This is a genomic window from Denitrificimonas caeni, from assembly GCF_905120345.1.
Taxonomy (GTDB): Bacteria; Pseudomonadota; Gammaproteobacteria; order Pseudomonadales; family Pseudomonadaceae; genus Denitrificimonas; species Denitrificimonas caeni_A.
The window spans coordinates 557851-582016 of record NZ_CAJHOA010000001.1; the positions used below are offsets into that span (position 1 = coordinate 557851).

The 24166-nt window shown below is 47.1% G+C and carries 18 protein-coding genes; 5 read left to right on the plus strand and 13 right to left on the minus strand.

The genetic code is table 11. The annotated features are described in order from the left end of the window. Positions 1 to 17: 17 nt before the first annotated feature. From JYJ62_RS02590 to fadB, 3 genes are all read right to left on the minus strand, one after another. Positions 18 to 251: a DUF1653 domain-containing protein gene (locus tag JYJ62_RS02590; RefSeq protein WP_205340614.1), complete on the minus strand. Its 234-nt coding sequence runs from the start codon at positions 249 to 251 to the stop codon at positions 18 to 20. 61 nt (positions 252 to 312) lie between these two features. Then, a complete protein-coding gene (gene fadA, locus JYJ62_RS02595; RefSeq protein WP_205340615.1) occupies positions 313 to 1488 on the minus strand; it encodes an acetyl-CoA C-acyltransferase FadA in 1176 nt (391 codons plus the stop codon). Between the two features lie 30 nt (positions 1489 to 1518). Continuing rightward, on the minus strand, positions 1519 to 3666 hold the full coding sequence (fadB, locus tag JYJ62_RS02600; RefSeq protein WP_205340616.1) for a fatty acid oxidation complex subunit alpha FadB: 2148 nt from the start codon (positions 3664 to 3666) through the stop codon (positions 1519 to 1521). A 671-nt stretch (positions 3667 to 4337) separates the two neighbouring features. Here fadB and JYJ62_RS02605 point away from each other — a divergent pair. Then, positions 4338 to 4787, plus strand: a complete 450-nt coding sequence (locus tag JYJ62_RS02605) for a universal stress protein (protein ID WP_205340617.1) — start codon at positions 4338 to 4340, stop codon at positions 4785 to 4787. A 127-nt stretch (positions 4788 to 4914) separates the two neighbouring features. On the opposite strand, the gene JYJ62_RS02610 is transcribed toward JYJ62_RS02605, so the two are convergent. Next, positions 4915 to 6834, minus strand: a complete 1920-nt coding sequence (locus tag JYJ62_RS02610; protein WP_205340618.1) for an ATP-binding cassette domain-containing protein — start codon at positions 6832 to 6834, stop codon at positions 4915 to 4917. A 185-nt stretch (positions 6835 to 7019) separates the two neighbouring features. On the opposite strand from JYJ62_RS02610, the gene JYJ62_RS02615 reads away from it, so the two are divergent. Further along, entirely contained in the window at positions 7020 to 8948 is a 1929-nt protein-coding gene (locus tag JYJ62_RS02615; protein WP_205340619.1) for a transglycosylase SLT domain-containing protein, read from the plus strand. A gap of 75 nt (positions 8949 to 9023) precedes the next feature. On the opposite strand, the gene JYJ62_RS02620 is transcribed toward JYJ62_RS02615, so the two are convergent. Further along, positions 9024 to 11300, minus strand: a complete 2277-nt coding sequence (locus JYJ62_RS02620; RefSeq protein ID WP_205340620.1) for a fatty acid cis/trans isomerase — start codon at positions 11298 to 11300, stop codon at positions 9024 to 9026. A gap of 167 nt (positions 11301 to 11467) precedes the next feature. Here JYJ62_RS02620 and metH point away from each other — a divergent pair, with 167 nt between their 5' ends. The 3 genes from metH to JYJ62_RS02635 all read left to right on the plus strand — a co-directional run bounded on the left by metH (position 11468) and on the right by JYJ62_RS02635 (position 17502). Beyond that, complete coding sequence (gene metH, locus JYJ62_RS02625) at positions 11468 to 15160, plus strand: methionine synthase (RefSeq protein ID WP_205340621.1); 3693 nt, start codon at positions 11468 to 11470, stop codon at positions 15158 to 15160. A gap of 202 nt (positions 15161 to 15362) precedes the next feature. Next, positions 15363 to 17021, plus strand: coding sequence for a nitrite/sulfite reductase (locus JYJ62_RS02630; RefSeq protein WP_205340622.1), 1659 nt, complete (start codon positions 15363 to 15365; stop codon positions 17019 to 17021). Beyond that, on the plus strand, positions 17005 to 17502 hold the full coding sequence (locus tag JYJ62_RS02635; protein WP_205340623.1) for a DUF934 domain-containing protein: 498 nt from the start codon (positions 17005 to 17007) through the stop codon (positions 17500 to 17502). Before JYJ62_RS02630 ends, JYJ62_RS02635 begins: the two co-directional genes overlap by 17 nt. Positions 17503 to 17774: 272 nt before the next feature. On the opposite strand, the gene JYJ62_RS02640 is transcribed toward JYJ62_RS02635, so the two are convergent. The 8 genes from JYJ62_RS02640 to JYJ62_RS02675 form a co-directional block, all read right to left on the minus strand. After that, the gene (locus JYJ62_RS02640) at positions 17775 to 18755 is read right to left on the minus strand and encodes an OmpA family protein (protein WP_205340624.1); all 981 of its coding nucleotides are present in this window, start codon (positions 18753 to 18755) and stop codon (positions 17775 to 17777) included. Between the two features lie 74 nt (positions 18756 to 18829). Continuing rightward, complete coding sequence (gene sigX / locus JYJ62_RS02645) at positions 18830 to 19417, minus strand: RNA polymerase sigma factor SigX (RefSeq protein ID WP_205340625.1); 588 nt, start codon at positions 19415 to 19417, stop codon at positions 18830 to 18832. A gap of 78 nt (positions 19418 to 19495) precedes the next feature. Then, positions 19496 to 20320, minus strand: a complete 825-nt coding sequence (locus JYJ62_RS02650) for a mechanosensitive ion channel family protein (protein WP_205340626.1) — start codon at positions 20318 to 20320, stop codon at positions 19496 to 19498. A gap of 2 nt (positions 20321 to 20322) precedes the next feature. Continuing rightward, positions 20323 to 20565: a CrfX protein gene (locus JYJ62_RS02655; RefSeq protein ID WP_205340836.1), complete on the minus strand. Its 243-nt coding sequence runs from the start codon at positions 20563 to 20565 to the stop codon at positions 20323 to 20325. Between the two features lie 60 nt (positions 20566 to 20625). After that, positions 20626 to 21621: a CorA family divalent cation transporter gene (locus tag JYJ62_RS02660; RefSeq protein ID WP_205340627.1), complete on the minus strand. Its 996-nt coding sequence runs from the start codon at positions 21619 to 21621 to the stop codon at positions 20626 to 20628. Between the two features lie 25 nt (positions 21622 to 21646). Continuing rightward, complete coding sequence (gene rraA / locus JYJ62_RS02665; protein WP_205340628.1) at positions 21647 to 22132, minus strand: ribonuclease E activity regulator RraA; 486 nt, start codon at positions 22130 to 22132, stop codon at positions 21647 to 21649. A 140-nt stretch (positions 22133 to 22272) separates the two neighbouring features. Continuing rightward, entirely contained in the window at positions 22273 to 23214 is a 942-nt protein-coding gene (gene rpoS / locus JYJ62_RS02670; protein ID WP_205340629.1) for an RNA polymerase sigma factor RpoS, read from the minus strand. Positions 23215 to 23313: 99 nt separating this feature from the next. Next, the gene (locus JYJ62_RS02675; RefSeq protein ID WP_205340630.1) at positions 23314 to 24090 is read right to left on the minus strand and encodes a peptidoglycan DD-metalloendopeptidase family protein; all 777 of its coding nucleotides are present in this window, start codon (positions 24088 to 24090) and stop codon (positions 23314 to 23316) included. Positions 24091 to 24166: the final 76 nt, after the last annotated feature.

Sequence of the window (24166 nt, forward strand, 5' to 3'; positions counted from 1 at the left end):
ATTTGTTCGCTGTCTTATCAGCGAGAAAACAGACTTTCTTCCGCCTGTAGCAAAGCAAAACGCGGCTGCAGCAGACCATCAATCTCCACCGTCTCGATAAACATCGACAGTGGTCGCACCCATAAACCAAACGCACCATATAACGCTTGATAGACCACCAACTGCTGTTCATTTTCCGAATGCTGGGCAATGCCTAAAACACGGTATTGCTGGCCTTTATAATGCTGATAAATCCCAGTTGTTAAACTCACGCGTATAATCCTAATAAAAAAGCCGAGGCACTAGGCCTCGGCTTGAGTATTTAAAGTGCGTTTACACGCGCTCAAATACTGTCGTAATGCCTTGTCCTAAACCAATACACATGGTTGCAACACCTAAGGTGCCACCATTTTGCTTCATAACATTGAGCAAGGTACCGGAAATACGCGCACCAGAGCAACCAAATGGATGACCTAGAGCAATCGCACCACCATGTAAGTTAACCTTTTGCTCCATTTTATCGAGCAACTTAAGGTCTTTCAGCACCGGTAATGATTGAGCGGCAAAGGCTTCGTTAAGTTCAACGAAATCGATATCATCCATACTCAAACCAGCACGCTTCAACGCTTTATGCGTGGAAGGCACAGGACCATAACCCATAATTGCCGGATCAACACCAGCAACCGCCATCGCGCGCACGACAGCCATTGGCTGAATGCCAAGGTCTTTCGCGCGCTGCGCTGACATGACGATCATGCATGACGCGCCATCAGTAATCTGCGAAGACGTACCCGCTGTTACCGTACCGCCTTTAGGGTTAAACGCTGGACGTAATGCCGCTAAACTTTCCAATGTTGTGTCTGGACGAATAGTTTCATCATAATCAAAAACTTTCAAAAAGCCATCAGCATCGTAACCTTCCATCGGGATAATTTCATCTTTGAAATTACCTTCAACGGTGGCTTTATGCGCCAAACGGTGCGAACGCTCAGCAAACGCATCTTGCTGCTCACGAGTAATACCGTGCATTTTACCCAGCATTTCTGCAGTCAAACCCATCATGCCCGACGCTTTTGCCGCGTACAGTGACATGTGCGGGTTAGGATCAATACCATGCATCATGCTGATATGCCCCATATGCTCAACACCACCCACCACAAACACATCACCGTTACCGGTTTGAATGGCTTGTACGGCGGTATGCAGCGCGCTCATTGATGATCCGCATAAACGGCTCACTGTTTGTGCGGCGCTGGTGTGCGGAATTGGCGTCAACAAGGATGCCATACGGGCAATATTCCAGCCCTGTTCAAGGGTTTGGTTAACACAACCCCAGATCACATCTTCAACTTCAGCTGGGTCAACTTTATCATTACGATTCAGCAAACCAGTAATTAAGTGTGCTGACATATTTTCAGCACGTGTATTGCGGTGCATGCCGCCTTTCGAACGGCCCATTGGGCTACGTCCGAAATCGACAATCACTGCATCTCTTGGATTCAAGCTCATTTCTTTACTCCCGCTCTAATCTGTCCGCGATTAACCGAAAAAGGTTTGACCGTTTTTGGCCATTTCACGCAATTTCTCGGTCGGGTGATACAGCGCACCCAAGTCAGCGTATTTGTCTGCTAAAGCAACAAACTCAGCAACACCAATGCTGTCGATGTAACGTAACGCTCCACCACGGAAAAGCGGGAAACCGATACCGTAAATTAAGCCCATATCTGCTTCTGCAGCGGTCTCAACAATACCATCTTCAAGGCAGCGTACCGTCTCCATGCACAATGGGATCATCATCCAATTGATAATGTCTTCATCGCTCACTTCACGTTGCTCGTAAACAATCGGCGCTAAAATTTCTGCGATCGTATCATCAACAACTTTTTTCGGCTTACCACGCTTGTCAGTTTCATAGGAATAGAAACCTTTGCCATTTTTCTGACCTAAACGATCCGCTTCATACAGTGCATCGACTGCTGAGCGACGATCATCTTTCATCCGATCAGGGAAACCTTCAGCCATCACATCACGGCCATGGTGTCCGGTATCAATACCAACCACGTCCATCAAGTAAGCAGGACCCATCGGCCAGCCAAACTTTTCCATGATTTTATCAATACGCACGAAATCAACACCCGCACTGATCAGCTTGGCAAAACCACCGAAATACGGGAACAGTACGCGGTTGACTAAGAAACCTGGGCAGTCATTGACTACAATTGGGTTTTTACCCATTTTCTGTGCATAAGCAACAGTGGTTGCTACCGCTTCGTCCGAAGAGTGTTCGCCACGAATCACTTCAACCAACGGCATCATGTGCACAGGGTTAAAGAAGTGCATGCCGACGAAGTTTTCTGGACGCTTCAGCGCTTTTGCTAGCAAATTAATTGAGATGGTTGAGGTATTGGAAGCAATAATGGTGTTGTCACCCACATACTGCTCAACTTCAGCCAAAACAGCTTGCTTGACTTTTGGGTTTTCAACAACCGCTTCCACCACGATATCGACATGACCGAAATCACCGTACGACATGGTTGGGCGAATCGCATTTAAGGCTTTAGCCATGGCAGCGGGTTCAATACGCTTGCGCTCAAGACGCTTGACCAGCAGCTTAGCCGCCTCATCCAAGCCCAACTGAATACCCTCTTCGCGGATATCCTTCATTAAGATTGGCGTGCCTTTTAGCGCTGACTGATAGGCAATACCACCACCCATAATACCTGCACCTAAGACCGCAGAAAGTTTTACTTCACGAGCAATTTTCTCGTAACCTTTTGCTTTACGCTTAAGCTCTTGGTCATTTAAAAACAGACCCACCAGACTCTCAGCAACAGACGTTTTAGCCAGTTTAGCAAAACCCTTGGCTTCAATTTCTAACGCTTTATCGCGGCCATGGTTCGCTGCTTTTTGAATGGTTTTAATCGCTTCAAGTGGCGCGGGATAGTTCGGGCCTGCTTTGCCAGCAACAAAGCCTTTTGCTGTTTCAAATGCCATCATTTGCTCGATAGCATTGAGCTTGATTTTCTCAAGCTTAGGCTGACGCTTAGCTTGGTAATCGAGTTCGCCAGCAATCGCACGCTTAACCAAATCAAGCGCAGCGGCTTGCAATTTATCTAAGCTAACCACTGCATCAACAGCACCAACTTTTAAGGCTTCTTCTGCACGTGCCTCTTTACCGGCGGCAATCCACTCAATGGCGTTATCTGCACCAATAATTCGCGTTAGACGTACAGTTCCGCCGAACCCCGGATAAATCCCCAGCTTAACTTCAGGCAAACCAACTTTTGCGCTGTCGGCCATGACGCGGTAATCCGCAGCCAAGCACATTTCAAAACCACCACCTAGCGCAATACCATTAATAGCGGCAACGGTAGGTACATTGAGGTCTTCAAAAGCATTAAAAAATGCGTTAATTTCAAGGTTGGCAGCAACCAATTCTTCTTCAGACAGTTTGAAGTTATCAACAAACTCTGTGATGTCTGCACCAACGATAAATACATCCTTACCACTGGTCACAATCACGCCGGTAACATCACTATTGGCATTAATTGCAACGACTGCATCACGCAGTTCGGTCAGCGTAAGACGGTTAAACTTATTGACGGACTCACCCTTGAGGTCGAAATTGAATTCGACGATACCACTTTCAAGAGCCTTCACCGTGATGGCTTTACCTTCGTAAATCATCAACTGATCTCCACGATATGGAAGCTGAACAGTTACACATTGGCCACTGACAGCAATTAAACAATGTGCATAGCACTTTGCGCAGTACTTATCAGCATACTCGCCGACTCAGCATTCAACAGAATACATGCGGCCATGCCAATATGCATTTCATACGCCCGTTTGATTTGGGTTAGCACACATTCACGGAATTTTTCTCCTTTGTCAATTGCCAGTCGTGAAGAATTCCTAAAAATGCGCGTTATTTTGTCGCACCTCTTTGTTTTATAAGGGAAAAATATTGATCGAAAGATAGCCGCTTTATGACTAAAAGAAGTCTAGACGAATGACACATCAGCGAGCCAATCGGCTTTGCTTCCCGACTTGTTTATCTTAAATAGGTATGTCACATCGATTAGATAAGCTGCCGAAAGAACGTGAATACACGATAGGTACTAGACTTAAATACTGCTCTCATGCACAAATCAATTCGTGCAATTAGCAAGCAGTGGCGTTACATTGAAGAGGCGTAAAAAACCGCAATGGAGGCAGCTTTAGTCTGCGTGATTTTACTATACGCACGCAGTATTACTGCAAGACTTTGAGCTATTAACCGCTCAATAAGCGCTGTTGACTATCTAAGCTAAACTGAGCTCTGTGATCGTACCCATGGAGCATATATGGAGATTGTTATGGCGTATTCTCATCTGCTCATTGCAATTGATCTGACAGAAGACTGTCACCGCGTTTTAGATCGAGCCAATGCACTCTGTCAGGCGCTTTCATGCCAAGCCACTTTAGTGCATGTTGTTGAGCCACTGACGATGGCTTTTGGTGGTGACGTGCCAATGGACTTATCGTTATTACAACAACAGCAAACCGAACAAGCGCAAAACAAACTGAATATTCTTGCCGAACAACATCAGTTACTCAAAGAAAATAACTGTCATTTACGTTATGGCCAGCCACGCCAAGAAATTCATCTTCTCGCTAAAGAGCAGCACTGCGACCTGATTATTGTTGGCAGTCACGGCCGCCACGGTCTCGCGCTGTTATTAGGCTCGACCACCAACGATTTATTATCCGGTGCACCCTGCGATGTGCTGGCAGTTGACCTGAAGGATCATGATCCAGAGGATTAGGCTTAGCTAAGCACAGGCAAGCAGCCCTAGGGTTGACTTGCCCGATACCTCGCATGTGATGCTCTGCACTTTGATAGGATGCTGAGCGCATTGGCACCCTATCAATTACAGCCTGTTATGTGGCGAGTTAACTGTCCAACTCAGCCCAACGCTCAATCAGTGCATCCAACTGTTCTTGCACAGTGGTAATTTGCGCCAGCACTGCTTCAGTTGTCTCAATGGGCTGCTGATAAAAATCAGCTTGTGAAACCTGCGCATGCAACTGAGTAAGCTCAGTTTCCAGCCCTTCGATTTGCCCAGGAATCGCATCCAGTTCACGTTGCAATTTATAGCTCAGCTTTTTTTTCGGCTCAGCGCTATCAACAACGGCTATGGGCGGACTCATCTGTTCGACATCAGCAACTGCTGCCGCCTGAACCGGCGCTTCCATTTCATCTGCAGCACCCAGCAAGCGAATACTACCACCCTGTCGCAGCCAATCATCAAAGCCACCCACATACTCACGGACCTTACCGCTACCATCAAACACTAAGGTACTGGTCACTACGTTATCTAGGAAGGCTCGGTCGTGACTGACGATCAATACTGTACCTTTAAACTCCATCAGCACTTCTTCAAGTAGCTCGAGAGTTTCCACATCAAGGTCGTTGGTTGGCTCATCGAGTACCAGCAAGTTAGCTGGACGAGTAAACAACTTCGCTAACAATAAGCGCGCACGCTCACCGCCCGACAACGCCTTAACCGGTGTACGGGCACGTTGAGGACTGAATAAGAAGTCACCGAGGTAACTGAGAACATGCTTGCTTTGGCCATCAATCATGATGGTATCACTGCCTTCACCGACGTTTTCGATGACGGTTTTCTCTGGATCAAGCTGATGACGCAACTGATCAAAGTAAGCCACTTCTAGTTTAGTACCCACTTCGATGCTGCCTTGCGTTGGTTGCAAATCACCCAGCAACAATTTAAGCAAAGTCGTTTTACCGCTACCGTTTGCACCCAACAGACCAATACGATCACCACGCTGCAAGACCATTGAGAAGTCTTTAATCAGCTGACGTCCGCCGGGATGGGCAAAGCTTACTTTATCCACCACGATGACTTGTTTACCGGACTTTTCTGCCGCACCGATATTGATATTTGCCGCACCTTGACGCTCACGACGCTGACTGCGCTCAACTCGGAGCGCTTTCAGTTCACGCACACGTCCTTCATTACGCGTACGCCGCGCTTTAATCCCTTGACGAATCCACACCTCTTCCTGCGCCAGCTTTTTATCAAACAGCGCATTAGCGGTTTCTTCAGCGGCCAACTGCTGCTCTTTATGCTCAAGGAAGCTGGCGTAATCACCATCCCAATCAATTAAATGACCGCGATCTAACTCTAAAATACGCGTGGCTAAGTTTTGTAAAAAAGCCCGGTCGTGGGTAATAAAGAGTACGGCACCGGGAAAGTTTAATAACGCATCTTCCAGCCAAGCAATCGCACCAATATCCAAGTGGTTGGTTGGCTCATCGAGTAACAGCAAGTCGGGCTCAGCAACTAAAGCCTGTGCTAACAGCACTCGTCGACGCCAGCCACCGGACAATTCGTTAAGTTTTTTATCTGCAGGTAACTGCAAGCGGCTTAAAGTGCTATCAACCAATTGCTGTAAGCGCCAACCATCTCGCGCCTCCAGATCTTGCTGGACGTGCATCAGCTTAGTGAGGTCTTCATCGGTATGGATGTTTTGGCTTAAATGATTGTACTCAGCCAATAAAGCCCCGACACCCTCCAGTCCTTCTGACACCACCTCGAAAATGGTGCGCTCATCAGCGACCGGTAGCTCTTGCGGCAGCTCACCAATTTTCAGGCCAGGTGCACGCCATACTTCACCGGTATCGGCTAAACGCCCACCTTTGACCAAATGCAGCATGCTTGACTTGCCCGTACCATTGCGGCCAATAATGCACACGCGCTCGCCACGAGCAATCTGCCACGAGACCTCTTCTAAAAGGGGGGTGGCGCCGTAAGCAAGTGATACTTGAGTTAATTTGAGCAAAGTCATTTGTAGTTCTCCTAAAATCTGCGACGTATTGTACAGATTCGCGCAATGATTCGTTGGATATCTGCATTCAACACTCTGTACAGCCCTTTCACCACTGTACACAAGCAGCTAAGCTAGGCTGCCTTCGCCATAAAACCGATTATCTTCTGGCGTTTTACTGGGCATTTATTTTTCTAGGGTTTTTTATGCGCAGTCGCTATCTGTTACCTCTGGTGTTGTTTATAACACTTTGTCATCCCGTTTCTACAGCGTACGCTGCTCCTCTAGCGCAGCAACGCAGCCTGTATAACCAAGCGAAGCTGGCGATGAGTAAAAATGATGCATCGGTGTACTTAGATAACCGTACAACGTTGCGCGACTACCCATTAACACCTTACCTAGCGTACGACGAGCTCACCCAACGTTTACGTAACGCCAGTAATGATGAAGTAGAAAAGTTTCTCCTTGAGCATGGCGATTTACCGCAAATCAATTGGATGAAGCTACGTTGGTTACGCATACTCAGCGAACGTCAGCAATGGCCGTTATTTCTCAAGTACTACAGCCCCGAATTAAACTTCACTGAGTTGGACTGCCGCTTTACCCAATACCAATTAGAGAGCGGTCACAGGCAAGCAGCCTTTGCTAGTACCGAAAAGCTTTGGCTGAGCGCGCAATCACAACCTAATGCCTGCGACCCTCTTTTTGAGAGCTGGACCGCAGCAGGACAACTGACTGAAGATAGAATATGGCAGCGTTTAAAGCTGGCCACTGATGCACGCAATTATGGTGTATCAGCGTATTTAGTGAAGCTACTGACAACCCAGCAACAGCAAGGGCAACGACTGATTGATGTCGCACAAAAGCCAAGCTTATTGAAACAAACAAAACGCTTTAGTGGCCAGGATAAGAGAAGTGCAGAGGTCATTGCGTTAGGCTTGCGCAAACTGGCCACCGAAGACCTCGATGCCAGTGTGCAGTTACTTAGTCATTACGAAAAGAAAGTAACTTTTAGCCCTGCTGACCAACTCACTCTTGCCAATGATATTGGTCTACGCTTGGCGAAACGCTTTGATCCTCGCGCCTTAGCGGTGATGGAAAAATACGATCCACAGTTACAAAACGCCAACCTCAGCGAGTGGCGGGCACGCTTACTGCTGCGCTTAGGCCGCTGGAATGATGCCTACCAACTAACCCGCCGCTTACCCGCAGAATTAGCTCTCAGCAACCGTTGGCGCTACTGGCAAGCGCGCAGCCTGCAACTGGCACAACCCAGCAGTCAGCAGCCATTGATTCTCTATCAACCTCTAGCCCGTGAGCGTGATTTCTATGGTTTTATGGCTGCCGATCAAAGCCAGCAGCCCTATCATCTTAAACACCAAGCGTTAGCTCTGCAGCCGCAAACCATCCAGAAAGTACGCAATGCCGCAGGAATGCAGCGCGCTCTAGAGTTTAATGCTCGTAATGAAATCACTGAGTCGCGTCGTGAGTGGTACCATCTTAGTAATTTTTTAAGTCGTGATGAACTGGTTGCTCAAGCACGCATTGCCTATGATATGGGCTGGTACTTCCCGGCGATTCGCACCATTACTCAGGCTCGCTATTGGGATGACTTAGAAATACGTTTCCCAATGGCTCACCAAAGCAATTTCGTTGCAGAAGCGAAAACACGAGGCTTACACTCCAGTTGGATTTTTGCCATTACTCGTCAAGAAAGTGCCTTTATGACCGAAGCGCAATCGCACGTCGGCGCCATGGGGCTTATGCAACTGATGCCAGCGACCGCTAAAGAAACAGCACAGCGCTATGGTATTGCCTTAGCCACACCACAAAGCGCAGTGATTCCGGCGGTCAACATTCAATTAGGTGCGGCCTACTTGAGCCAAGTTCTCGGGCAATTTAATGGTAATCGGGTACTGGCCTCAGCCGCCTACAATGCGGGTCCTGGGCGCGTACGTCAGTGGCTGCGCGATGCCAAGCATTTGCCTTACGATGTCTGGGTGGAAAGCATTCCATTTGATGAAACCCGTCTTTATGTACAAAACGTATTGACCTACTCGGTGATTTACGGGGAAAAACTAAAAGCGCCAATGCCTCTAGTTGAGTGGCATGAGCGCTCGTTTGAAAAGCAGTAACATTGATATCGCTGCGCCTAACTCAATCCTTTAAGCTGAGCGGTATTGAGCACCAATCAACAGCCTAGTTATTGCTTACAAGTTCTCATAACGGTTCATATCCAGCACCCCCGCCTCAAGCGGTTCACGTTCACGAATATGCTCGCTGAGGTCGTGAAAGTATCGCCAGAATTGCGGATGGGTGCGACGAATCCCCCACTCTTCAACTACTTTACGAAAATCCGTCTCATCTTTAACCTGCTCCAACGCAGCGACAAACCTAGGCACATCAGCCGCCAAGATATTAAAGATAAAGTTAGGATAACTACTCAGCACTTCTGGATAGATCGTTAAGGTATCCAGACCCGGCTGATAGCGCAGTGATTCACCAGCCATAAACGCTACATTACTGTGCGCACGATTGCGCAAAAGGCTATACACCTCACGCTCACCGTTACTCAACTCAATACGCAGCATGCTGGCTTCAGGCAGGTAATTAATTACTTGAAAGCCCGCCGCCGGACGGCTGCTAAGACGCGCCAAGCTATGCTCAACAGCAGCCGCTTCTGTACTTAAACCTTCGCGATAGCAATGCGCACTGCGGCAACGATTGATGGGATCAGGTCGCGCATTAACCGCATCGAATCGCTGTAAAGCTCGCTCGGCGAAAACTCGTATGCTATTTTTTTTCGGCACACCTAGAGCGCTTTTTGTATCATTATCAATATCAGTATAATCAAGCCAGAGTTTGATTCTTCCACTCTTTTGATACCAGTCATTCAATATTTTTTGACGCGCATTATGCGGCATTAAACGTAAGAAATTCACCTCTGAACCATTACGAATCAAGTCAAAATATAATCGAGTTTGCGCCTGATGTGCGACGTTGCCATACACATCAAAATTCACCACTAATTGGTAATAGGTACGCTCAAGTATCGGATAGTCCATCAACCACATGGTTTGCGGCACATCACCAATTAAACCTTTACGCACAGTGGCGCTATCATACTGACGAAAAACGCTCAATAGCGCTTGCTCATTACCGCTCCAAATATGTGACCAGTCAGGCCGTTCAGCCTTGCTATAACGCTTAATACGTAATTTCTCGTAGGCATTACGCTTTTCTTTATAGCTGCCCCACAATCCTAGTAAATTACTAATCTGGTCAAACTGCCCAGGCATCTCCAATAAAGGCGTCGCCTTACCCTGAAAAGCCTGATCAGTGAGGTAGATATCGTGCTGCGGATCTTGAAAGAACACCCAAAAATTATCACGAATCACATCCGTAGCAATTTGCCCACGACACACAGGCCCACGGATAAAAGTACGGAGAAAATACTCGGCATCATCGAGCATAAATTGATAACGCGCTTGCGCAGGAATAAGGGCAAAGGTCGCAAATGGATTACTGCGTGAAAAAGCACCGTAATCAGGTACCTTATCCGCACGCCAATCACCACCTAAAAATAAAGCTTTAACATGCTCCAGCTTATCTACACTCATCGCATAGGTGATATGCGTTTTATGCACAATCACATCGGTCACAGGGACAAAGCGATAATACATTTTCACCCCAGGATCATCATTGGGGCGACGCGTGGCAATTTCCTTGACCTTCTTACCCGTCGGCGTATAAGAACGCACAATGCGGAAAAAATGTTGCTCATGCCCATGTTCAAAATTGATATGGGCAATAAACAAATGCTCATAGAGCCAGCGGCTGACCAGATTCTCGCGCGCACCGGGCGCATTTAGAAACGCTTCCCATTGTTCAATTTGCTGCTGCTCAAGGTTATTAGCTGACCAAGGCTGCCAGTCCACAGTCGCCCCTGTTTGCAACCACTGCTTTATACTAGCGTACTCAGCATCCGTTAACCCTGTGACACCATAGGGCATGCCACTGTGTGGATTTTTTTGCGCAAACGAAGCAAACTCACCCGGCAGCGGGCATTGATCTTTACGAGCGATACCAATTTGCAAATCAGCAGGCAAACGACTATTAGGCGCAAACGACTGCTGTCGACCTAGCTCCAACATCGCCGCTAACAATGAAGCTTGTGCTTGGCCTGCAGCCAAGACATCAAAAAAACCTTTCTCGCGCCACTCTTCGCTATTACGCGCATCGACAAACAAGCGAGTAGTGGCTTGCGCCGTGGTGCGTCGACCATTATAGATAGGTAGTTTATGTGCACCCCGCGTCAACCCTTCAGCGCTACCTAAGTTTAACTGGCAAGGCGAGTCATAACAGGCATGGCAGGCCACACATTTCTGAGTAAATATAGGCTGAATGTCTTGGCTATAGGAACTTTGATTAGCACTGACGCAATGACTCAATACAAGTCCTAAAACAGCAAAACACCACTTTTTCATAATGCCTCAAGTATTTATTTGTACAATATTAATTCGCTTTAGCCTGCTAAGGGCGCCTCATCTCTTTCCCTCTCCAGGCTTAATACCCCAGCTGCCCACTCAAGGTGGCGATGTTTTGCTATCATTAGCTTTTTTACGATTGCACTGTATTAATTAGGTAGAGACGCATGGCCAACCATTTAGCACGTCAACAAGCCCTTCAAGAAGCACTACAGCAGCGGATCCTGGTGCTCGATGGCGGTATGGGTACAATGATTCAAAGCCACAAACTGACTGAAGATGACTTTCGTGGCGAGCGCTTTGCCGACTGGCCACAAGATCTACAAGGTAATAACGACTTACTGATTTTGACGCAAGCCAAACTGATTCAAGATATTGAGAAAGCCTATCTTGATGCTGGCGCTGACATTATAGAGACCAACACTTTTAACTCAACCCAAGTTTCGCAAGCGGATTATGGTTTAGAGTCCCTCGCTTATGAGTTGAACTTTGAAGGGGCGCGTATTGCTCGCGAAGTGGTCGATGCAAAAACCTTAGAAACACCGGATAAACCACGCTTTGTTGCCGGCGTGCTGGGCCCAACCAGCCGCACGTGTTCGTTATCACCGGATGTGAATAACCCTGGCTTTCGTAACGTCACCTTTGATATTTTGGTTGAAAACTACAGCGAAGCCACGCGCGGCCTGATTAACGGCGGCGCTGACATTATTATGATCGAAACCATTTTCGATACACTGAATGCCAAAGCTGCAATTTTTGCGGTGGAAGGTGTTTTCGAAGAATTGGGGACCACTCTGCCGATTATGATTTCCGGCACTATTACTGATGCATCAGGACGTACGCTATCAGGGCAAACCACGGAAGCTTTTTGGAACTCAATACGCCACTGTAAACCCTTATCAGTAGGCTTAAACTGCGCTCTGGGTGCAAAAGAGTTGCGTCCGTACCTGCAAGAGTTATCGGAAAAAGCCGACACCTTTGTATCTGCCCACCCGAACGCTGGCCTACCCAACGCCTTTGCTGAGTACGATGAAACCCCAGCTGAAACTGCAGCAATGATCGAAGATTTTGCGGCCTCTGGCTTTTTAAATATCGTTGGCGGCTGCTGTGGTACCACGCCTGCGCATATCCGCGCCATTGCTGAAAAAGTAGCCCAGTATGCCCCACGGGTGATTCCAGATATCCCCAAGGCCTGCCGTTTATCAGGTCTTGAGCCTTTTACTATTGATCGTAAGTCACTGTTCGTAAACGTTGGTGAGCGTACTAATATCACCGGTTCTGCTCGCTTTGCGCGCTTGATCCGTGAAGACAATTACACTGAAGCCCTCGCCGTTGCCTTGCAGCAAGTGGAGTCAGGCGCTCAGGTGATTGATATCAACATGGACGAAGGCATGCTCGACTCTAAAGCGGCCATGGTGACCTTCCTCAACCTGATCGCTGGTGAGCCGGATATCTCGCGCGTACCAATCATGATTGACTCATCGAAATGGGACATTATTGAAGCTGGCCTGAAATGCATTCAAGGTAAAGGCATCGTTAACTCCATCTCAATGAAAGAAGGCGTGGATGAGTTTATTAAGCACGCCAAACTCTGTCGTCGTTATGGTGCCGCCGTGGTGGTGATGGCCTTTGATGAACAAGGTCAAGCCGATACTGCAGCACGTAAGCAAGAAATTTGTGCGCGCTCCTACGACATTTTGGTCAACCAAGTCGGCTTCCCGCCAGAAGATATTATTTTTGATGCCAATATCTTTGCCGTGGCCACCGGTATTGAAGAGCACAACAACTACGCCGTTGACTTCATCGAAGCCTGTGCGTGGATTCGCGACAACCTGCCGTACGCCTTAACCTCAGGCGGCGTCTCCAACGTATCCTTCTCCTTCCGCGGCAATAATCCGGTGCGTGAAGCGATTCACTCAGTGTTCCTTTACTACGCCATTCAGAATGGCCTAACGATGGGCATCGTCAACGCCGGTCAGCTAGAAATTTACGACCAGATCCCTGCAGACCTGCGCAACAAAGTAGAAGATGTCATTCTTAACCGCCACCCTGGTTCGATGGAAGCACTATTAGCGATTGCTGAAGACTATCGTGGTGATGGTTCGATCAAAGAAGTTGAAACTGAAGAATGGCGCAGCCTGCCAGTGAATCAGCGTTTAGAGCACGCTCTCGTCAAAGGCATCACCCAGTGGATCGTTGAAGACACTGAAGAGTCGCGTCAGCAGTTTGCTCGCCCGATTGAAGTGATTGAAGGCCCGTTGATGTCGGGGATGAATATCGTTGGCGACCTGTTCGGCAGCGGTAAAATGTTCCTACCGCAAGTGGTTAAATCGGCACGCGTGATGAAGCAAGCGGTTGCGCACTTAGTGCCCTTTATAGATGCTGAGAAAGGTGACAAACCTGAAGCCAAGGGTAAAATCCTGATGGCGACGGTAAAAGGCGATGTACACGATATTGGTAAAAACATTGTCGCAGTGGTGCTCGGTTGCAATGGCTATGACATTGTTGACCTTGGCGTGATGGTACCGGCAGATAAAATTCTCAAAACCGCTATTGCAGAAAAATGCGACATCATTGGTTTGTCAGGCTTGATCACCCCATCACTGGACGAAATGGTTAACGTTGCTAAAGAAATGCAACGACAAAACTTCCATCTGCCGTTGTTAATTGGCGGCGCGACCACCTCAAAAGCGCATACAGCGGTTAAAGTTGACCCCAACTACAGCAATGATGCGGTGGTCTATGTCACCGATGCATCACGCGCAGTGGGCGTAGTAACCACTTTGCTGTCTAAAGAACTTAAGCCTGAATATACCCGTAAGATTCGCGAAGAGTACGCAGAAATCCGTGAGCGCATTGCCGCTCGTAGTGTGCGCACTAAGCGCCTGACCTATGAGCAAGCCTTGGCCAATAAGCCAAAATTTGCCTGGGATACTTATCAGGCTCCCAAGCCGAATGTGGCAGGCACGCAGCGTCTCTATAATATCGATTTAACCGTGCTTGCAGAATATATTGATTGGACGCCATTCTTTATTTCTTGGAACTTAGTCGGCAAATACCCGCGTATTTTCAAAGATGAAGTAGTCGGCGAAGCAGCGCAAACGTTATTCGATGAAGCTCAAGTTCTGTTGAAAAAAATGATTGATGAAAATCTGATTGAAGCACGTGCGACTTTTGCTTTCTGGCCAGCCAATCAAGTCAATCACGATGATATCGAACTGTATGATGACGCTGGCGAGCCGATCGCTATGTTGCATCATCTACGTCAGCAAATTGAAAAAACCGATGGCAAGCCAAATATGTGCTTAGCTGACTTTGTCGCGCCGAAAGACAGCGGTGTGACCGATTATATTGGTGGCTTTATTGTGACCTCAGGCATTGGTGTCGACGAACTGGCTAAGTCGTATCAAGCACAAGGCGACGACTACAATGCCATTATGGTGCAAGCCCTTGCTGACCGCTTGGCTGAAGCCTGTGCCGAATGGTTACATCAGCAAGTGCGCACCCACTACTGGGGTTACGATACGGCAGAAGAGCTGAGCAACGACGAACTGATCCGCGAGAAGTACAAAGGCATTCGTCCGGCACCTGGCTACCCTGCCTGCCCTGATCACACCGAAAAGGGTACGTTATTTGAGCTGCTTGATCCCAACCAAGACTTCGGTGTGACGATGACCGAGCATTATGCGATGTTCCCCACCGCCGCGGTTAGCGGTTGGTATTTCGCCCACCCTGAAGCGCAATATTTTGCCGTTGGTAAAATTGAAAAAGATCAAGTCGAAAGTTACGCGCAACGCCGCAAAGATGATCTGGAGTACACCGAACGCTGGCTCAGTCCTGCGCTAGGCTACGACGAGTAAAAACTTTGGTGGGCGGCATTTGTGCTGCCCACCTATTTTACTGAGCTGACTCTACACGCAACCCGTTCAGCACCCTCCTTATATCAAAAAAGAATCATCTTATGATAAATAATTACTTTATCGCATAAGCAATAATTGTTACTGTAGCCTCTATTCTGCACACCATGCCATACGCTTACAGCGGCTTGATACAGGGACACCCATGTATATTTACGACCACTACGATCAACAAATCGTTGAAGATCGCGTCAAACAATTTCGCGATCAAACCCGCCGTTATTTTGCTGGCGAACTCTCTGAAGACGAATACTTACCACTGCGTTTGCAAAATGGTCTTTACGTACAACGCCATGCACCGATGCTGCGCATTGCCGTGCCTTATGGTCTGTTGGCGACTAAGCAGCTACGCATGCTCGCGCATATCACCCGCAAGTACGACAAAGGCTATGCGCATATAACTACGCGCACCAACGTCCAGCTAAACTGGCCGGCGCTGGAAGATGTACCCGATATTTTAGATGATTTGGCCAGTGTGCAAATGCACGCCATCCAAACCAGTGGTAACTGCATCCGTAACACCACCACCGATCAGTTTGCCGGCGTTGCCCGCGATGAGCGTATTGACCCACGCCCTTGGTGTGAAATTATTCGCCAGTGGTCAACCTTTCACCCAGAGTTTGCCCGTTTACCGCGTAAATTTAAAATTGCGGTGAATGGTTGTACGCTCGACCGTGCAGCCATTGAAGTACACGATATCGGTCTGGAAGCGCTGCATAATGCCGCCGGCGAGCTTGGCTTTCGCGTCCTCGTAGGCGGTGGTTTAGGCCGCACTCCGATTGTCGGTAGCTGCATCAATGAGTTTTTACCTTGGCAACATCTACTCAGTTACCTAGAAGCCATCTTACGGGTCTATAACCGCTTTGGTCGTCGTGATAACAAGTTTAAAGCGCGGATTAAAATACTCGTCAAAGCACTGTCACCTGCGGTATTTGCTGAGCGTGTAGCTGAAGAATGGGCACACTTAAAAGATGGTCCGATCACCCTGATTGAAGAAGAAGTCGAGCGCGTTTCTAAACACTTTACTGATCCAGCTTACCTCGATCTTAGCGATCAAGACGCCGAGCTTGCCGCATTAGATGTAGCACACCCTGGCTTTGCTCGCTGGCGCAGTCGTAACGTCGTCGCCCACAAAAAGCCAGGCTATGCTGCGGTGACTTTATCACTGAAGAAAACCGGTATTGCTCCGGGAGATGTCACTGAAAAGCAGCTGGATACTATTGCTGATTTAGCCGATAAATACAGTTTTTCTGAAGTACGCAATACTCATGAGCAAAACATCGTGCTGGCTGATGTAGAACAAAGCAAACTCTTTGAGCTCTGGGAGCAACTGCGTGAACATGGCTTTGCCACCCCTAACATTGGCCTGCTGACTGACATTATTTGCTGCCCTGGTGGCGATTTCTGTGCTCTAGCCAACGCAAAATCAATCCCCGTCGCAGAAGCAATTCAAGAGCGTTTTGATAATCTCGATTATTTATTCGATATCGGCAATCTTGATCTAAATATCTCTGGTTGCATGAACGCCTGTGGTCATCACCATATTGGTCATATCGGCATCCTCGGTGTTGACAAAAAAGGTGAAGAATTTTATCAAGTGTCACTCGGTGGCAGCAGCGGTCGCCAAGCCAGCTTAGGAAAAATACTCGGCCCCTCCTTCGCCCAAGATATTATGCCTGATGTCATCAGCAAATTGATTGATGTCTATATCGAACATCGAACCCCAGAAGAACAATTTATTGATACCTTCCAACGCATTGGCATCAATACATTTAAGGAGCGCGTTTATGCCAGCAATCATTAAGAACAATCAAGTCGTCGATGATCAATGGACACTGCTCGAAGCTGATGCGCAACTGGAGCAAGCACTGCACACCCAGCAGGCGATTATTCCTTTGGCGCTATGGCAACAACATAAAGAACAACTACAAGCAGTCCAGCCATTAGGTATTTGGCTGGAAGCCGGCCAAGCGATCGAGGACATAGTGGACGATCTGACGCACTTTGCCGTGATTGCATTAAACTTCCCAGCATTCACTGACGGTAGACACTTTAGCAGCGCGCGTCTTTTGCGCGAGCGTTACAGCTACAATGGCGAAATTCGTGCCATTGGTGATGTGTTGCGTGATCAACTGTTCTTTATGCAGCGTTGTGGCTTTGATGCTTATGCGATACGCACTGATCGCTGCCCGACTGATGCATTACAAAGCCTTACGGAACTATCGGTCACTTATCAAGCCGCTCACGATCAAAGCCTGCCTTTATACCGTCGCCGCTCGGCGTAGCCACTTGACCTCAGTAATACGTATATTCTCTGGCAAGCGCAGTCATGGATGGTTGCGCTCAGCTCTACACTAGCGATTCTGTCAAGACGACATCTCGCCTCGCCACCCTTCCTAACAAAACGTCTCGAATCCATAGCAGCTGTGAGTGCATGAGTACTCACATACTCGAACTCAGCATTTACTTAATGGATGTTTTAGACAACAAATTATAATACATTTTTAATAGGCATAAAAAACCCCAGACTAGCTGGGGCTTTTATCACACAGGCTAATTACTCAGCTTGTGCTTCTACAGATGCTTCTACGCGACGGTTAATAGCGCGACCTTCGCTTGTAGCGTTATCAGCAACTGGACGCTCTTTACCGTAACCAACTGCGTTAACACGATTAGCTTCTACGCCAAACTTGTTAACCAAAGTATCACGTACTGCACCAGCACGACGCTCTGATAGTTTTTGGTTGTAAGTAGCGTTACCAACTGAGTCAGTGTGACCTTCAACAGTTGTCGCTGTTTCTGGGAACTGCTTCATGAACTCAGCTAAGTTTTCGATATCGCTGTAGCTGTCTTGTTTAACGTCAGCTTTGTCAAAATCAAATTTAACATCAAGCTCAACGCGGACAGACTCTGCTTCAACTTCTTCGTAAACAACTGGCTCAACTGGAGCTTCTACTACTGGCTCAACATAAGGTGCAGCTGCAGGCTTAGTGCTACCACCGAAGTTCATACCAACACCAACGCCGGCCATCCACTCAGACTGGTGGTTATCAAAACCGTGCATGCCGTCAACGCTTGCTTTAGCAAACAAGTTTTCAGTGACGTAGTATTTAACACCCGCACCAATGTTTGCAAAAGTAGTGTGGTCACGACCAGTACGTAAGCCTACGTTGCTGATGCTCTGGTGACCCATACCTGCAGACAGGTAAGGACGCAGACCAACACCTGGCGTACCAAAGTGGTATACAGCATCAAGTGAGCTCAAGTTGCCCTTAACATTCTTGTTGCCAGTGTTATTAGTAGAACGGATATCGTGGTATTCACCGTACGATAGATTTAATGAAACATCTTCCGTCAAGAAGTAACCAACAGAACCACCAAATAGGTTACCGTTATCCATATTACGGGTGCTATCAGTAAAGTAACGCTTAGCGAATACTTCTGTTTCAACCGCACCTTGGCCTTGGGCGAAAACGCCGAAGGATGATGCAGCAAGCAGAGAACCAATGGCTAAACCCAAGGTGCTTTTTAGTTTCATGTTATAAAATCCTCATCATTTTTCTTAGTTTAAATCCAGTGCAGCAAATAACTACCCGTTGCACCTTAAAACATTTAGTCTTCTATTATATGCGAAAAGTTCTCGCGTAGTCGATCTATTGCGCGTTTATAACGCATTTTTGTTGCGCTTAAGCCCAAATGCATAATACTTGCAATATCTTGGAACTCAAGTTCTGCGACAAAACGTAAAATAATAATTTCCCGATCAATGGTATTCACCCCAACCAACCAGCGATCCAAATCATTATTTTTAGTGTCTATTGGCTCTGGCTCTATCTCCTCATCTAATGGATTCAAGCTTAAAGCATCAAATAAGCGACGCTTACGGCGATCTTTTCGATACTGAGTAGTGCACTCATTATAAGTAATACTATACAACCATGTTTTAAATTTTGATTTACCTTCAAATTTCTTTAGACCATATAGCACTTTAAGCATAATTTCTTGACTGACATCATCGGCATCACGATCATTACCTAGGTAACGCGCGCATACATTGAATAAAGTTCGCTGATAGCGACGCATCAACTCTTCGTATGCTCGGGTCACATGGAACAATTCATTTTTGGCATGCTCCACAAGCTCCTCATCGCTGAGTTCCTGTGGCACATAACGCTGATAAGGCACTTTTATGTCAGTCAAAAAAAATAAAACCGGCTATCAAAATAAATACTGCGGACAACGATATGGAGCATCGTCAGGTAAGCCTTACGTAAAAACTTAACGGCTTGTTACTTTTTGCTCAAGCAACACGCGGTTGGCAATATAAAACCACTCGCCATCCTCATTGACTAAGATTGTTTTAACCGTCCCCATTTCCTCAATACGTCCTTCTACATCACCAACCTGAACATTCTGACCCAGCTCATAAAGTTCCCGCACATAAATTCCAGCGATGATCTGTCCTGCAATATCTTTACTGGCTAAGCCTAACGACAACGCACTGGCCAGACCAATGGTCAAAAGAACAATCACTACAACATAGTTCAGCAATTCAGCTTTGATTTCTAACTGACCAATCGCCACCGAAACACTGATAATAATAATCATGCCTTGCACGATACGCCCAAGGCCAGCGGCATACTCCAACCTAACCCCTTCTGCGGCGCCTCTAACCATAGTGTTAAGTAGCTGTGCTAATAAAATACCGGCCAGCAAAACCAACGCTGCAGCAAACATTTTCGGCAGATACAACGCCAACACATCCAAGGTGGCGGATACACGCTCAAGACCCAACGACTCAGCCGCTGAGATTAAGAAAATCAGCAGAACAAACCAATAAACAATTTTACCAATCAGTGTTGAAACTTGGGCTTTAATACCAATACGCGACAGCAACTTGGTTAAGCCGGTACCGCTCATTAAACGATCCAAACCAAACTTAGCCAAAAGCTTAGATAATAAGGTGTCTAACAGCTTAGCGGCCAAAAAGCCTAAAATAACTAAAATTAACGCGCCAAATAGATTCGGAATAAAATTGGCTATTTTGATCCACAAACCGCTCATAGCACCGACTAAATTTTGTGTCCAGGAATCAAGTTGCATAGTTAATCAGCCTTATTAACAGTATTTTTATCAGATAAATTTGAAACCGGTTTTAGATGCTCTGAGCCACTGCTTAAACCAATTAAAACTGACTCTAGGGCACGGCCAAATAAGCTAAACACCGCGCCAGCACCCAGCTGCCGATTGGCTTTTTTAAGCACCTTATCCAGCGACACATCATTATATGCCTGTACTTCTGATGTCTTAAGCATATCGCGCAGCGACTGCTCAAAAGGATCCTGCATCATAATCAGTGTCAATCCTGTGTACAGAGTTTGGTGGAGGCAGACTATTGTCTTACTTCATTATACCCAGCGCAGCCAGCGAAAAAATAGCCACTGACCAACGGCGAGTCCGCCCAACAACAAGCAGGCAATTAAAAAACCGTGCGTCTGCTCAGCGCCGGGTATACCGCCAACATTAATACCTAATAATCCAGTAAAAAACGACATTGGTAAGAAGAAGCCCGTAATAATCGCCAACATATACATGGTGTGACTCATTCGCTCATTACGTCGACGATGCTCTGTCTCAAGAATCAAGCCAATACGCTCACGGGTTAATTCTAACTCTTCAAGGTGCAATGTTAGGCGGTTATTCAGCTCATTCCAATACATGGCATCATCACTGAAAATCCACGTCTCTTGGATTCGCATAAAAGCCGCAAAAACATCCCTTTGTGGCGCTAAAAAACGGCGTAAATTAGCCGCCTGTCGACGCGCTTGTAACATCACTAAAGGCTCTGGCATGTAGCGTTGATCAGTATCTGCACGCGCTTCTACTTGATCCACGGTATCGGCCAATTGACTGACAACGCTTTCAACTCGATCAGTCAAACTTTCCGCAAAAAACAACAGCATTTCTGAAGTATTTTTTGGTCCTAGACCTTTCTCGAAGGCTTTAATCAGCTCATCAGTAACTTGCACCGGTCGCTGCCGTAGCGAATAAATGCGCTGCGCATTAGCGAAAATACGCAATGAAATCATATCCTCAGGATCAGCATGAGAATTTAGGTTGATGGCACGCAAAAACAACAACAGCTCTTGATTTTCTAAACGTAATAAACGAGGACGCGTATTCTCTTCAAGTAAAAGATCACAGATAAATTCATTTAAGCCACTGTTTTCACGCAGCCATTGCTCCGTATGTTGATGACTACGCTCCCAGTGCAACCAAAGACTTTCTTGCTCTGCCAGCTGTAAACCAAACAACTGGATAAAACTAACACTCTGCGCTGAACCTTTGCCATCAAGAACAAAAGCATGCAGCAAGCCTTGGCTCAATCGGTCAGAATGCTGCATGCTTGAAGTCAAGAGTATTAACCTGCTATTGCGGCATGCGCAATTCAGTTTCAGACACTATGATGCCGTTATTATCAGCATAGACATACTCACCGGGACGGAATGTTACACCGCCAAAGGTCACCACAACATTTAAGTCTCCAATATCACGCTTATCAGTTTTCATCGGGTGACTGGCCAACGCTTGGATACCTAAATCAGTTTGCAACAAAACATCAACATCACGTACACAACCATAAACAATAATACCAGCCCAGCCATTTTGCGCTGCCTTGTCAGCCAGCATATCGCCTAACAATGCGCGGCGCAGTGAACCACCACCATCAACAACCATGACTTTACCGTGACCTGGCAGGCTTACTTGCGCTTTTACAACTGAGTTGTCTTCATGACATTTGACCGTGACAATTTCACCACCAAATGAATCACGCCCACCAAAGTTGGCAAACATAGGCTCAACAACCTGTACATCTGGGTAAGCATCACATAGATCAGGGGTTACATATTGCATGCTGGTTTCCTTTTACGATTTGAAAATTTCATAAACAAGACTCAGTTTAACGTAAATCGTACGTCACGATAAGCCTACAGACTTTAAGCCGACTCGCTCTGCAGTACACAGTAACAGAACGAGCCAAACCCTACGCTCTATCAGTTAAACAACAGCTCACTGGATAAACCATTGTATTCAAGAATCTCGCGCAGCCTGGTTAAAGCATCGATCTGAATTTGCCGTACACGTTCACGCGTTAAGCCCATTGCGCGTCCTATTTCCTGCAACGTTTGACAGTCGTAACCACGCATACCAAAACGTCGCAGCACAACCTCTTGATAACGTTTATTGAGCGTACACACCCACTGATCAAGGCTCGCAGCCAAATCTTCACGCTGCACAAAATCACTTGGGTCAGTATTATTTTCATCCTCCAATAGATCCAACAAGCTTATCTCAGAATTATAAGCGCTAGCAGCATCAAGTGATAATGCATGCTCATTAAACTCGTGCATTTTCTGCACATAAGCCATCGAACACTCTAAATGTTTAGCGATACCCTCTAAGCTCGGCGGCTGCCCTTTTTGCTGAGTCAATTGACGTTGCGCTCTTAAGTAGGTATTGAGTTCTTTAGAGATATGCACAGGCAACCGAACCGTGCGCGAAGAATTCATAATACCGCGCTCAACAGTCTGCCGGATCCACCATGTGGCGTAGGTTGAAAAACGAAAGCCGCGCTCAGGATCAAACTTCTCCACGGCACGAATTAAACCTAAATTACCTTCTTCGATTAAATCGAGCAACGTGAGACCACGGTTCTGGTAACGTTTGGCAATGCTAACAACTAAGCGCAAGTTGCATTCGATAATGCGATCACGAGCCGTTCTATCACCTTTTAAAGCACTGCGAGCATAAGTAACTTCTTGCTCAGCCGTGAGCAACGGTGACAGGCCGATAGCATCTAAATACATCTGCGTGGCATCTAGGCTCTTAGTGCGACCAGTTCTTGTTTTGTCATCTCGCGCTTGCACAGGTGTAGCATATTCACCGGATTGATCATTGGTCTGATCTAAATCCTGAACTAAATCCTTTAGTTTCATTCCCTGTTTCCCTACTTCCAATCACAGAATACGCTACAGCATCTATGCCGTTAGACACTGCTGTAGCCATGATTCTGCTGGCATTGTAGGACGTACAAGCTAACGCTTAGGTAAGTACTGCAACGGATCGACAGGTTTACCTTGGCGACGAATCTCAAAGTGGACCTTAACTTGGTCTGTTCCTGTCGAACCCATTTCTGCTATTTGCTGCCCTGCTTTAACTGCCTGTCCTTCATTCACCAGCAGACGCCGATTATGTCCATAGGCACTGATAAAGGTGTCGTTATGTTTAATGATCACCAACTCACCATAGCCTCGTAGACCACTTCCGGCATACACAACGCTACCATCAGACGTTGCCACAATAGATTGTCCGAGCTGACCAGCAATATCAATCCCCTTATTTAAGCTCGTATTTGAGGAAAACACGCTAACCAGCGTGCCATTGGTGGGCCACAGCCACTTCCCTTGCCCAGTGACTGCGACAATAGGTTGCGGCGCTTGTTTCGCAGTTGTGATCGGCGTCACTGGTTTAGCCGCTTGTACTGGTTGAGTTCGAGCCGTAGATACTGGTTTTCTAGCCACTGTGGCAGGTGCTTTGCTAGTAACGGGCGTTTGCGCGCCACCAGAAAAACGAATCACTTGCCCCGGTACAATCGTATAGGGAGCATTAATAGCGTTACGTGCAGCTAACTCTTTCCAATCCCAACCAAAACGAAAAGCAATGGAATACAGGGTGTCACCCCTTCTCACCACATGCTGACCACTGGTCACTGGATTATATTGTCGTTGCTGTCCCGCATGCCCGCGATCCACGACCGGAGCTTTACCTGAAGTGCCTGAGCAACCGAGCAGCACGCTGCTCAGCATAAACATAGACAGCCACTTTAGATGCGAAAATTGTCTTGCCGATAAGATAGATTGAACGGGCTTCACGCCTAACTCCTGAAGA